This window comes from Pantoea sp. (assembly GCF_028283705.1).
Lineage (GTDB): Bacteria > Pseudomonadota > Gammaproteobacteria > Enterobacterales > Enterobacteriaceae > Pantoea.
In genome coordinates this window covers 360,188-375,056 of sequence record NZ_JAPWKD010000034.1, presented here as the reverse complement: position 1 = coordinate 375,056, position 14,869 = coordinate 360,188, and the positions used below count along the sequence as shown (strand labels likewise).

At 59.7% G+C, this 14,869-nt stretch carries 1 protein-coding gene; it reads right to left on the bottom strand.

Annotated features, from left to right (window positions below):
* Positions 1–19: 19 nt before the first annotated feature.
* Complete coding sequence (locus PW844_RS28525) at positions 20–14,860, bottom strand: Ig-like domain-containing protein (protein WP_299459969.1); 14,841 nt, start codon at positions 14,858–14,860, stop codon at positions 20–22.
* Positions 14,861–14,869 lie beyond the last annotated feature (9 nt).

The window sequence follows — 14,869 nt, the reverse complement described above, 5'->3', positions numbered from 1 at the left end:
CCTGCCTGCCCCACAGCGCTTACGCCGTATGGGTTTGATGCGGTTGTTGCAGCAACTCCTCCAGTGATGCGTTAGTGCCTTCCAGCGTCACCAACTGGGTACTGCTGTACGCCGTACCGGTGCCATCACGGTCAATCGAGAGCACGGTGCTGCCATCAGCGGTATGATCCACTTTCACAAAATCATTAATGTTACTTGTGTCGTCATTCCAGCCGATAAGCAGGTTGCTGACGTCGATCTTGTCGCCATTTGTGACCGAGAAATCAGTCCAGGTATCATGACCATTGCCACCTGTGGCATCGGCGCTGTTCAGCAGGTGGTAAACCAGCGTATCTGTTCCGGCACCCGAGGTGATGGTGTCGTCATAGGCACTACTGGTCAGCGTATCTGCCGCCGCCGTTCCGGTGATGGTCGGATGCAGCTCAATGGTGAACGAGTTGCTGATCAGGGTGCCGTCGGTTGACGCCAGGGTGTAGCTGAACACTTCCTTATGGGTGATGTTCTGCACGTTAACGTCGGCACTCAACGCGTAGGTGTAGCTGCCGTTGGCAGCAATACTTAACGTACCGTAATCCCCCGCCACCAGGGTGTTACCGCTACTGCTCACGGTCGTGGTGTCACCATGCTCGTTGGCGATGGTCAGCGTACCGGTGTGGCTGGTACTGCTGTCGGCCCAGATGCTGCCGCTCACCGAATGGTCACTGTCAGTGGTGGTCGCTTCTGCGAAGAGGCTGTTGACCGACAGCAACGATGTCGTCGTTGTGCCATGTACCAAATCAATCGTCAGCGTGGCAGTAGTCACAACCCCCTGAGCATCCGTCACCGAATAACTGAAGGTGTCGGTAGTGGGTAACGTACCTGCATCCAGACCAGCCTTCAGCGTATAGGTGTAGTTACCGTGTGAGTCGATGGTCAACGTGCCATAGGCGGTGCTGAACGAGGTACTTGTCCCCACCGTATGACCCGAGACCGATGTCACTGCCGTGCCTGTCGGCACCGTACCTGCAACTGAACTGGTGTCGTTGGTTAGCAAGTTGCCGGTGACAGTGGCCGCCACCGTCGCCGCGATGGTGGTGATATCCGACACCGTGGTAACACTGGTAGAAGGCAGTACACTGATTCCGCTACTGGCCCCCAGTACAACGGCGTAAGTCCCAGTGCCCAGATTGCTATAGGTTATGTTGGATCCGGTTTGTGTCAGCAACGACAGTATCGTCGTGGAGATGTAGTTAGTCGTGGTGGAGATAACCTTCCAGGTACCATCCGTCTGCTGCTGGTAAAGATACAGCGAGTAGCTACCTATCAGAGATATCAGGCTGGTCTCAGACGCGTGCAACGTCACTGTTCGCGTATCACCGGTGCCGACGTTAATCATGTAGGCATTGGAGCTGCTCAACACACCGACTCCAAGCACGCTACCCAGATTGACACTCAACAACGCGGTACCCGTATTTGTGGTACCTGTGGTGTTGCTGATCGTTCCTGAAGTGGTGCTGTAATCCAGTTCGTTGAAGTCATTAACCGCGACAATTTTGATGGCACCCAGCACCGTGGCGGTTGGTGAGGTGTTACCCGCCGCATCGGTCAGGGAGACAGACAACGTTGCCCCGGTTGTTTGCGCGGTGGTCAGCGTGACCGAGAAGCTGCCGGTGACGCCGACGGTGCCAGTACCGATGGTGTTACCTCCGGCATCTTTCACCGTCACCGTGCTGCCCGCTTCGCCCGTACCGGTCAGTGTGGTACCCGCCGAGTTGACCGCCAGCGCGGTGGCAGCTGTCGGTGCCACGGTATCCACATTTACCGTCGCCGTGGTGATGTTACTGACGTTGCCTGCCGTATCCGTTGCCGTGACGCTTATCGGATGAGAACCGTCAGCCAGCACCGCTGTGGTAAAACTCCATGTCCCACTGGCTCCAACCGTGACAGAACCGATGATGGTCGCACCATCATAAATGGTGACACGACTGCCCACCTCTGCCGTACCGCTCAGTACCGGCGTGGTGTCTCTGGTATAGCCACCATTCGGTATCGTCACGTTTGGCGTGACGTTATCGGCGGTGACCGTCAGCGTCGAAGCCGTCGGTGCCACCGTATCCACCGTCAGCGTAACTGACGCGTTCGGGCTGACGTTGCCCGCCGCATCGGTGGCGGTGACGTTCAGGGTGTGGGTGCCTTCAGTCAGGGTGCTGGTGGTAAAGCTCCATGCCCCACTGCTGGCCGCCGTGGTGGTGCCAAGCAACGTCGCACCGTCGTAGATGGAGATCTTCGCCCCGGCTTCCGACGTGCCGCTCAGCAACGGCGTGTTGTCATTGGTGGTGCCATTGTTGGGAATGGCCACCGCCGTACCGCCGTTGTTGTTGCTGGCCGCCAGGCCGGTCACCGCTGCCGGTGCCACGGTATCGATGATCACGCTGGCGGAGGTAGTCCCACTGACGTTGCCCGCCAGGTCAGTCACCGTGACACTCAGCGGATGGGTGCCATTGGTCAGCGTGGCGGTGGTGAAGCTCCAGGTGCCGCTTCCCCCTACGGTTAACGTACCCAGCACCGCGCTGCCGTCATAGATGGTGACTTTGCTGCCGATTTCTGCCGTACCGCTCAGCGTAGGTGTCGTGTCGTTGGTCGAGCCGCCACTCGGCACTGTCACGTTTGGCGTGACGTTATCGGCGGTGACCGTCAGCGTGGAAGCCGTCGGTGCCACAGTATCAACAATCACCGTCGCCGCCGTGGCTGGGCTGACGTTACCGGCCGCATCTTTCACCGTCACGCTCAGCGGATGCGTACCGTTACTCAACGCACTGGTGGTGAAGCTCCATGCTCCTCCCGCACCAACAGTGACCGAACCCAGCACCGTACTGCCATCAGTAATGGTGACGACTGACCCCGCTTCTGCCGTGCCGCTCAGAGTTGGCGTGTTGTCGTTGGTGTAACCACCACTCGGTATCGTCACGTTTGGCGTGACGTTATCAGCGGTGACCGTCAGCGTCGAAGCCGCCGGTACACCGGTATCCACCGTCAGCGTCACGGACGCGTTCGGGCTGACGTTGCCCGCCGCATCGGTGGCGGTGACGTTCAGGGTATGAGGACCATCAGCCAGCGTCGATGTGGTGAAGCTCCATGCCCCGTTGCTGCCTGCGGTCACCGTACCCAGCAATGTCGCACCATCATAAATAGCGACTTTGCTGCCCGCTTCCGCCGTGCCACTCAGGGCCGGGGTGTTGTCGTTAGTGCTACCGTTGTTGGGGATCGCCACTGGCGTACTGCCGTTGTTGTTGCTGGCCGCCAGACCGGTCACCGCTGCCGGTGCCACGGTATCGATAATCACACTGGCAGAGGTGGTGCCACTGACGTTGCCCGCCAGGTCAGTCACCGTGACGCTCAGTGGATGGGTGCCGTTGGTCAGCGTGGCGGTGGTGAAACTCCAGGTGCCGCCTGCACCAACCGTCACCGTCCCCAGCACCGTGCTGCCGTCAGAGATAGTGACTTTGCTGCCCGCTTCTGCCGTACCACTCAACACTGGCGTGCTGTCGTTGGTCGAACCGCCATTCGGTACCACCACACCCGCCGCATCGTTGGTAATGACCAGCGTCGAGGCCGCCGGTGCGACGGTATCGACAATCACCGTCGCCGCCGTAGCCGGGCTGACGTTACCCGCCGCATCTTTCACCGTCACACTCAGTGGATGCGTACCATTACTCAGCGCGCTGGTGGTGAAGCTCCATGCACCGCCCGCGCCTGCCGTCACAGAACCCAGCACCGTGCTGCCATCAGAGATGGTGACCACCGCACCTGCTTCCGCCGTGCCGCTCAGGGTTGGCGTGTTGTCGTTGGTGTAGCCACCACTCGGTATGGTCACGTTTGGTGTGACGTTATCGGCGGTGACCGTCAGCGTTGAAGCGGTTGGTACGCCGGTATCCACCGTCAGGGTCACGGACGCGTTCGGGCTGACGTTGCCCGCCGCATCGGTGGCGGTGACGTTCAGGGTATGAGGACCATCAGCCAGCGTCGATGTGGTGAAGCTCCACGCCCCGTTGCTGCCTGCGGTCACGGTACCCAGCACGGTAGTGCCATCAGAGATGGTGATTTTGCTGCCAGCTTCCGCCGTGCCACTCAACAACGGTGTGTTGTCGTTGGTGGTGCCGTTGTTAGCAATCGCCACTGGCGTACTGCCGTTGTTGTTGCTGGCCGCCAGTCCAGCTATCGCCGCTGGCGCTACGGTATCGATGACCACCGTCGCCGAGGTGGTGCCACTGACGTTACCCGCCAAATCAGTCACCGTGACGCTCAGCGGGTGAGTACCATCGAGCAAGGCAGTTGGGATAAAGCTCCAGGTACCACCCGCGCCAACCGTCACCGTACCCAGCACCGTGCTGCCGTCAGAGATGGTAACTCTGCTGCCAACTTCCGCCGTGCCGCTCAGGGTTGGCGTGTTGTCATTCGTCGAACCGCCGTTTGGAACCACCGTGCTGGTGACATCGTTGGTCACTACCAGCGTGGAAGCCGCCGGTGCCACAGTATCGACAATCACCGTCGCCGACGTGGCCGCACTGACGTTACCCGCCGCATCTTTCACCGTCACGCTCAGCGGATGCGTACCATTACTCAGCGCACTGGTAGTGAAGCTCCATGCGCCACCCGCGCCTGCCGTCACGGAACCCAGCACCGTGCTGCCATCAGAGATGGTGACCACCGCACCCACTTCCGCCGTGCCGCTCAGGGTTGGCGTGTTGTCGTTAGTCGAGCCGCCGCTCGGTATGGTCACGTTTGGCGTGACGTTATCAGCGGTGACCGTCAGCGTCGAAGCAGTTGGTGCTGTAGTATCCACCGTCAGGGTCACGGACGCGGTCGGGCTGACGTTGCCCGCCGCATCGGTGGCGGTGACGTTCAGGGTATGAGGACCATCAGCCAGTGTCGATGTGGTGAAACTCCACGCCCCGTTGCTGCCTGCGGTCACGGTACCCAGCACGGTAGTGCCGTCAGAGATGGTGATTTTACTGCCTGCTTCCGCCGTGCCACTCAACAACGGTGTGTTGTCGTTGGTGGTGCCGTTGCTGGCAATCGGTATCGCCGTGCTGCCGTTGTTGTTGCTGGCAGCCAGGGTCACCGCGCCCGGTGCCACGGTATCAATCACTACCGTAGCCGTGCTGGATGCCACACTGACGTTACCTGCCGCATCGGTCGCCCTGACGCTCAGCGCATGACTGCCCTCGGCAAGGGTGGCGATGGTGAAACTCCAGGTACCGCCTGCACTCGCTGCGACAGAACCCAGCACCGTGGTGCCATCGTAGATAGTGACCACGCTGTTCGCTTCCGCCGTACCGCTCAGGGTTGGCGTACTGTCGTTGGTGGAACCGCCATTCGGTACTACTGCGCTGGTGACATCATTGGTCACCACCAGCGTTGCGGCAGCCGGTGCGTGGGTATCCACCGTGAACGTCACCGCAGTGGAGTTGCCGCTGGCATTACCGGCTGCATCGGTCGCCGTTACGCTCAGAGTATGCGAACCGTTGCTGAGGGTCGGAGTATTGTAGCTCCAGTTACCCGAGGCATTCGTGATGGTGGAACCTACCACGCTGGTGCCATCGTAAATGGTGATCACCGCATTCGCCTCTGCGGTGCCGGTGAGCAATGGCGTGCTGTCATTGGTTGAACTGCCGTCCGCAATCGCCACTGGCGTGCCGCTGCTGTCGTTGCTAACCACCAAATCAGCCACGGTAGCCGGAGCAACGGTATCGACGGTGATATTGATGGTAGCGGAGGTGGCACCAGGGTTACCCAGGCCATCCACCGTGGTAATGAACAGCGCATGGGCACCATCAGCCAGCACCGGTGAGGGCGTGAAAGTCCACTGCCCGCTGGCATCCACCAGCACCGAACCCAGTACCGTCGCCCCATCGTGAATGGTGATGATGTCATTCTCTGCGGCCAGGCCGCTCAGAACCGGCGTATTGTCTTTGGTATCGGCACCATTGGACAGCTGTACCAGAGTACTGCCGCTATCGTCGGTAATTTCCAGCGTACTGGTGGCTGGCGGTTGTCCGGCGCTGATGATGAGATCAAACGCTGGCGATGAGACCGCACTGACGTTCCCTGCCGGATCCGTCACGGTGACGGTGAAGCTATGGTTGCCATTACTCAGGGCCGCAGGCGTAAAGCTCCATGCCCCTGCCGCAGCCGTGACGGTGCCAAGCAACGTGGTGCCATCGTAGATGGAAACCACATCACCGGTCGCCGCGCTACCGCTCAACGTAGGCGTGTTGTCATCCGTGGTGTCGCCACTGGTCAGCTCACCGGTCTGCGCACCGGCATCGTCCGTCACCACCAGATCGTTCACCGCACCCGGCGCGATGGTATCGATGGTCACGGTGTAGTCCGCAGACAATGCGCTGGTATTACCCGCCGCATCGGTCACTGATACCGCATAAGTGTAGAGACCGTCAGTCAGTGCGGTCGTTTCAAAACGCCAGGTACCGTTATCCGCCACCGTCGTGGTGCCAATTAAGGTGCCATCCTGGAAGATATTGATGGTATCCCCGGCCGCCGCGTTACCGCGCAGCACCGGCGTGTTATCGTCGGTCGAGCCATTATTTGCCACCAGCACCGGCGTGGTACCGTCGTTGTCATAAATAGCGAAGTTACTGACCGGATCAGGCACGACGTTGTTCACCGTAACGGTGACGGATGTGGTTGAACTGACGTTGCCTGCCTCGTCGGTGACGGTGACATTTAACGTATGGGTCGCATTCGACAAGGTCGAGGTGACGTAGCTCCAGTTGCCGGAGCCATCTGCTGCCACCGATCCCAGCAACGTCGTGCCATCATAGACCGTGACGATGCTGTTTGCTTCCGCCGTACCGCTCAGCTCAGGGGTGTTATCGTTGGTACTGCCGCCATCCGCGATGGTCACCGCAGGCGTGCTGTTGTTGTTTTGCAGCAGCAGATCGCTCACCGGTTCCGGTGCGGTCGCATCGACCGCCACCGTGATGGTAGTGGAGGCGGTGCTGACGTTACCGAACGTATCGGTGACCGTGGCGCTCAGGATATGGGTACCGTCCGTCAGCGTCGGTGCACTAAAGCTCCAGTTGCCGGAGCCATCAGCAGCAACCGAACCAATCACCACCGTGCCATCATAGATAGTGATGATGCTGCTGGCTTCTGCCGTACCGGTCAGCAACGGCGTGTTGTCGTTGGTGGTTGCACCATCCGCCAGCGGAACCGGTGTGGTGCCGTTGTCATCGCTGACGACCAGGCTGGTGGGGTCAGGTTGTGCGGTATCCACCGTGAAGGTGATCGGCGTCGACGCCGCGCTGGTGTTGCCAGCCGCATCGGTGACGGTCACGCTCAGGCTGTGCGAGGCATCGCTCAGCGTCGGGGTGTTGAAACTCCACTGCCCATTACTGTCCACCAGTACGGTACCCAGTACCGTCGAGCCATCCAGGATGGTCACGGTGCTGCCTGCTTCTGCCGTACCAGCCAGCAACGGCGTGCTGTCACCCGTGGTGCTGCCGTCAGTGATCGCGGTTGGTGTGGTGCCGTTATCGTTGCTGAGCGTAATGCCCGCCGCAGGGTCTGGCGCGGTGGCATCAACAACCAGGCTGATGGTCGCCGGGATACTGGCGTTTCCGGCTGCATCGGTTGCCGTCACGCTCAGGGTATGGGAACCATCTGCCAGCGCGCTGGTAGTAAAGCTCCAGGTACCTGCGTCCCCGACGATAACGGAACCCAGCACGCCATTCTCATCAGAGATAACGATAATGCTGCCCGCGTCTGCTGCACCACTCAGCACTGGCGTGTTGTCGTTGGTCAGCCCACCATCGGGGATCGCTACCGGATCGGTGCCTGCATCGTTGGTCAGTGCCAAATTGCTTGCCGCAGACGGAGCTACGGTATCCACGGTCAGCGCGATCGGTGCCGTCGGATCGCTGACGTTACCCGCCACATCCGCAACGGTCACGCTCAGACTATGTGTGCCGTCATTTAACGTCGGTGTGGTGAAACTCCAGTTACCATCAGCATCGGTGATAGCGGTGCCCAGCACGTTGCTGCCATCCGACACGGTCACGATACTGTTCGCTTCCGCAGTACCACTCAGCACTGGCGTGTTGTCGTTAGTGGAACCGCCTGCCGCGATTGTTGTACCGCTCTGGTCATTGGTCAGCACCAGATTATCCGCCGCCGCAGGCGCTTCACTGTCAACGGTGAAATCCACCGTGGCCGAGTTGGCACTGGTGTTGCCCGCGGCATCGCTGACGGTGACACTCAGACTGTGCGGCCCCTGGCCCAGCTCAGAAGTGATAAAGGTCCAGCTGCCATCCGCCCCGGCGGACGTGGTGCCGAGCAGGGTGTTGCCGTCATAGATGCTAACGATGCTGCCTGCTTCAGCGGTACCGGTCAGCTCTGGTGTCGCATCGTTGGTAAGGTTACCTTCGGTGATCGGCACCAGCGTACTGCCTTCGTTGTTGTTCACCGCCAGGTCAGTCACCGGATCCGGTGCCGTCGTGTCGATGGCGAAGTTCAGCGCCGCCGAGGATGGACCGGTATTACCTGCCGCATCAGTTACAGTAATGCTCAACGCATGGTCGCCATCCGGCAATGGCGTGGTGATAAAACTCCAGTTGCCGCTGCCATCGGTGGTTACGCTGCCAATCGCATCTGTGCCGTCATAAATGGTGATCAGGCTATTCGGCTCGGTGGTACCACTTAATACCGGTGAGTTGTCATTGGTGATGCCACCATTGGCAATCGGAATTTCCGTACTGCCGTTGTTGTTGTTGTTGAGCGCAAAATCCGCTGCGTCAGGTGCGGTGGTATCCACCGTCAACGCCACCATATTGCTTGGTGCGCTGATATTACCGGCCGGATCGGTTTCGGTGACCATCAGGTTGTGATCGCCATCAGTCAACGTCTGTAGTGTGACACTCCATGCGCCGGTAGTGGCATCCGCCAGAACCGTACCGATCAGCGCCATATTGTCATAAATGCTGATGATACTGCCCGCTTCTGCCGTACCGCTCAGCGTTGGGGTGCTGTCATTGGTCAGGCCGTTCAGCGTATCACCATTGTCATTGGTCGCCGTCAGATTGGTAACCGGATCCGGAGCCGTGGTGTCCACCGTCAGAAGGATCGGATCGGAAGCCGTACCGGTATTCCCTGCCGGATCGGTGACGGTGGTGGTCAGGCTGTGATCGCCCTGATCCAGCGCCGGGGTGGTAAAACTCCAGTTACCATCGCTATCGACAATGGCAGTACCCAGCACGTTAGTACCATCGGAAACGGTTACGGTGCTGCCCGCTTCGGCGGTTCCGCTCAATACCGGGGTGGTATCGTTGGTCGCACCCGTGGTAATCGGCACCAGTGCTCCGCTGTTGTCGTTACTGAGTTGCAGATTATCGGCAACTGCCGGGGCGGTGGTATCAATGGTGACAGCGATGGGATCCGAAACCGGGCCAACGTTACCTGCCGCATCCGTCACGGTGGTGGTCAGGCTGTGATCGCCTTCGTCCAGCGCCGGGGTGGTGAAGCTCCAGTTACCATCGCCATCTACCGTTGCCGTGCCCAGCACGTTAGTGCCATCGGAAACCGTGACCGTGCTGCCCGGTTCGGCAGTTCCACTCAACACCGGCGTGGTGTCGTTGGTCGCGCCACCTGCGGCAATCAGCACCGGAGTACCGCTGGTATCATTGCTCAATTGCAGGCCGGTCGCCGCCGCTGGCGGCTGAGTATCCACCGTAAACGCCACCGGATCGGAAGTGACGCTGATGTTACCTGCCGGATCGGTCACGGTGGTGGTCAGGCTGTGTGAGCCTTCGCTCAGTTCCGGCGTGGTGAAGCTCCAGTTGCCGGCATTATCCACAGTTGCCGTACCCAACACCACGCTGCCGTCGGAGACCGTGACAGTGCTGCCCGCCTCGGCAGTGCCACTTAACACTGGCGTGGTATCGTTGGTCGCACCGGAGGTGATCGGGACGGATGAGCCGCTGGAGTCATTACTCAGCAGCAGATCCGCTGCCGCTGCCGGAGCGGTGGTATCGATGGTGACCGCAATCGGGTCCGAGGCTGCTCCCGTGTTACCGGCCGCATCGGTTACCGTGGCCGTGAGGCTGTGATCACCCTCATCCAGCGCCGGGGTGGTGAAGCTCCAGTTACCGTTGCCATCTACAACTGCCGAACCCAGCACGTTAGCGCCATCGGCAATCGTAACGGTACTGCCCGGTTCTGCGCTGCCACTTAACACCGGCGTGGTGTCGTTGGTGGTGCCGCCTGCGGCAATCGGGATGGAGGTACCACTCTCGTCGTTACTGAGCTGCAAGCCTGTCGCCGCCGCTGGAGCCGTTGTATCAACGGTGAACTCAATCGCCGCAGACGGTGGACTGGTGTTTCCTGCCGGATCGGTCACGGTAGCCGTCAGGCTGTGCGCCCCCTCGCCCAGTTCCGGCGTGGTGAAGCTCCAGTTGCCGTCGTTATCAACGGTGGCCGTACCCAGCACCGAGCCATTGTCAGCAACCGTCACGGTAGTGCCCGGATCGGCGGTGCCGCTCAGTACTGGCGTGGTGTCGTTAGTCGCTCCCCCTGCGGCAATAGCGACGGGTGTGCCGCTGGTATCATTACTCAGCAGCACATCGCCCGCCACCGCCGGGGCGGTGGTATCAATGGTCACGGAGACCGGATCTGAAGCGGCACTGGTATTACCCGCCGGATCGGTGACGGTGGCGGTCAGGCTGTGGTCACCCTCACCCAATGGCGTGGTGGTAAAGCTCCAGTTACCGTCGCTGCCTACCGTTGCCGTACCCAGTACGGTGCTGCCGTCAGAGACAGTCACGGTGCTGCCCGGCTCTGCCGTGCCACTCAATACCGGCGTGGTATCGTTGGTAACGCCACCATCCGCAATCGGCACTGGGGTGCCCGTCAAATCATTGCTGAGTTGCAGCCCGGTGGCAGCATCCGGTGCGGTGGTATCAACATTCACCACAATCGGGGTAGTGGCCGGACCGGTGTTGCCTGCCGGATCGGTGACCGTAGTGGTCAGACTATGATCGCCCTGATCCAGCGTCGGGGTGGTGAAACTCCAGTTACCGTCGCTATCCGTCGTGGTGGTGCCCAGCACCGTGCTGCCATCAGAGACGGTCACGGTACTGCCCGGCTCAGCCGTACCACTCAATACCGGGGTGGTGTCATTGGTGGCACCGGAGGTGATCGGTACCGGGGTGCCGCTTGAGTCGTTGCTCAGTTGAACATTGTCAGCAGCCGCTGGCGGGGTGGTATCCACGGTGAACACAAAGGGACTGGATGGATCACTGATATTACCCGCCTGGTCGGTTACCGTGGTGGTCAGGCTATGCTCGCCTTCGGTCAGGGTGGGTAACGTGAAGCTCCAGTTACCATTGGTATCCACCGTTGTGGTGCCCAGCAAAGTGTCACCATCAAGGATTGATACGATGGAGTTCGGTTCGGCGCTACCGCTCAGCACCGGGGTGTTATCATTCGTGGCGCTGCCTGGTTCGATCGGAACTGGCGTACCGCTTTCGTCATTGCTGAGCTGCAACCCAGCTGCGGCCCCCGTTGCTACCGTATCAATAGTGATATTAATGGTTGCGGAGTCGGTCACATTGCCATTGATATCGGTGATGCTGGCATGAAACGCGTGCGCACCATCAGCCAGCGCGGTTGGTGTAAAGACCCATTGACCATTACCGTCTGCGGTTACGCTGCCCAGCACCGTGGTGCCGTCATACAGGGTGATCAGGTTGTTAGCACCCGACAGACCACTGAGCACTGGTGTGCTGTCGTGGGTAAAATCACCGTCACTCAACTGTACCAGTGTGTTGCCCGTGTCATCTGTCACCTGCAACGAGCTGGTGGCTGGCGGCAGGTCGGCATTGATGGTCACGTTGAACGGGGTGGTCGCCGGGCTGACATTACCTGCCGCATCGGTCACGGTGGCGGTCAGGCTGTGGCTGCCGTTGGTCAGCGCATCTGGTGTAAAGCTCCAGCTGCCATCACTGCCCACGGTAACGGTGCCCAGCAAAGTATTGCCATCGTAAACGCTGACAACGCTATTCGCTTCAGCCTGACCACTGAGGGTGGGCGTGTTGTCATCACTGAAACCACCGGAAGTGAGCGGTCCCTGGCTGTCACCAACGTTATCCGTCACTACCAGGCCGCTGACTGCGGCGGGCGGTGTCGTGTCAACGGTAAAGGTGACTGGCGCGGTGGCCGGACTGGTATTGCCTGCCGCATCCGTCACCGTGGTAGTCAGGCTGTGGCTGCCGTCGGTCAACTGAGGCGTGGTGTAGCTCCAGCTGCCATCAGGGTTGACCGTGGCCGTACCCAGCACTGTGGTGCCATCGGAAATAGTCACTGTGCTGCCCGGCTCAGCCGTTCCGCTCAGCTGTGGCGAACTGTCATTCGTTGCGCTTCCTGCCGTAATCGGCACGACAGTGCTACCGTCGTTGTTACTGAGCTGCAAGTCACCCGCCGCCGTCGGTGCCTGAGTATCAATGGTGATATTGATGGTGATGGAATCGGTGATGTTGCCAGTGCCGTCCGTGCTGGTGGCATGGAAGGCATGAGCACCATCTGCCAGCGCCGTCGGGGTAAAGCTCCACTGCCCGTTACTGTCTGCGGTGACGCTGCCCAATACGGTGGTACCGTCATAGAGGGTGATCAGAGTATTGGCAACCGACAGACCGCTCAGTACCGGCGTGTTGTCATTGGTGCTGGCTCCGTTGCTCAGTTGCTCCAGAGTGTTGCCGTTGTCGTTCGTCACCTCCAGAGAACTGGTGGCTGGTGGCACACCGGCATTCACGTCAACCACAAATGCCGGGGTTGCTGCACTCACATTACCGGCGTTGTCCGTCACCGTCACCGTCAGGCTATGATTGCCATTGGTCAGCGCCGGGGTGGTAAAGCTCCAGTTTCCGTTAACGTCAGTAGTCGCATTCCCCAACAGCGTGGTGCCGTCATAAATACTGATCAGACTGTTCGGTTCCGCCTGACCGCTCAGCGTTGGCGTGTTGTCGTCCGTCGCCTCTCCGGAAGTCAACGCCCCCTGGCTATCACCCACATTATCCGTTACCGTCAGCCCGCTGGCTGCCGCAGGAGGTGTGGTATCTACAGTAAAGTTGATGGGATCGGACGCCGGGCTGGTATTGCCCGCCGGATCGGTGACGGTGGTGGTCAGGCTGTGCTGGCCCTCACCCAAAGTCGGGGTAGTGAAGATCCAGTTACCGTCACTCCCCACAACCGCCGTGCCGAGTACCGTGGTCCCATCCGAAATGGTGACTGTACTGCCTGGTTCAGCGGTCCCTGTCAGTAACGGGGTGGTATCGTTGGTCGAACTGCCCGCAGGAACCGGAACTATCGTACTGCCGTCGTTGTTGCTGAGATGCAAATCACCGGCGGCTTCCGGTGCCACCGTATCGATGTTGATGATAATGGTGTTGGAGTCAGTCTGATTACCCTGAGCATCAGTGATGATGGCATGGAAGCTATGCGATCCATCAGCCAGTACGGTTGGCGTAAACACCCATTGGCCGTCACTGCCTGCCACGACGCTGCCCAGCAACGTATTACCGTCATAAAGGGTGATAACCGCGTTCGCCGTCGCCAGGCCGCTCAGTACCGGTGTATTGTCATGCGTGCTGGCACCGTCGCCCAGTTGTCTTGGGGTGCTACCACTGTCGTCAGTGACCTGCAGGCTGCTGGTCGCCGGCGCGATCGCGTCAACGGTGAGGTCAAAAGCCGGAGTGGCGGCACTGACGTTGCCAGCGGCATCGGTCACCGTGACGCTCAGGCTGTGGTTACCATTACTCAGCACCGGGGTCGTGAAACTCCAGTCACCGTTGGAACCAACTACCACCGTTCCTAATAGCGTGGTGCCATCGTAAATACTGACCGTGGCACCCGCCTCGGCCCTGCCGCTCAAGGTTGGCGTGTTGTCATCGGTAGAACTGCCAGACGTCAGTGGCCCTTGTGTACCACCGACATTATCGGTCACCACCAAATCACTTGCCGCTACCGGGGCAACGGTATCGACGGTGAAGTTAATCGGATCGGATGCCGCACTGGTATTTCCAGCAGCGTCAGTGACCGTTGTCGTCAGGCTGTGTGAACCATCCCCCAGCGTTGGTGTGGTGAAGCTCCAGGTGCCATCGGCACCTACAGTAACAGTACCCAGCAGAGTGTTACCGTCGTAAATGCTGACCGTGCTACCCGCTTCTGCGGTACCGCTTAAGGTTGGAGTGGTGTCGTCGGTACTCGATCCGCTAGCGATAGCCCCCTGAATAGAGCCTGCGGTATCTGTCAGAACCAGGTTAGTGGCGACACCCGGTGCAGTGGTATCACCACCGCCACCGCCATTGTTACCGCCACCACCACCGTTGTTACCCCCACCGCCATTGTCACCGCCGCCGCCGTTATCGCCGCCGCCAGCATTGCTGCTACCGCCGCCACCGCTACTGGAACCGGCAAACATCGCAGCAATCCCCGCCAGAGCGGCACCACCGAGACCAAAGGCGGCAATCGCACCGTCATGTGTGGTGTTTTCCGCCAACAACCCATCGGTGCTGTCGATACTCACATACTGGAAGCCAGACTCCCCCGGATGCTCTACCCACCACAATGCTCCATTGTGGTCCTGCAATACCAGGTCGCTCTCGCCATTTGGACCGTAAAAATTATGAATAACAACAACTTCACCCGATTTCGTGGTGACAATAAGATCATTACCGTTGCGTGTGTAGGATTTAATATCTGACTTTTCAAGTTTGAGCTGAACCACACTCGGAGAGGTCAACGTGATATTGTTGCCATTCAGCACCGACGCGATGGTGCCTCCTTTAGGCGTGACTGAGATATTATTCATTTCTCTATA

Coding starts and splice junctions, on each gene's coding strand:
- PW844_RS28525 (WP_299459969.1), bottom strand. CDS start 14,860: ATGAATAATATCTCAGTCACGCCTAAAGGAGGCACCATCGCGTCGGTG.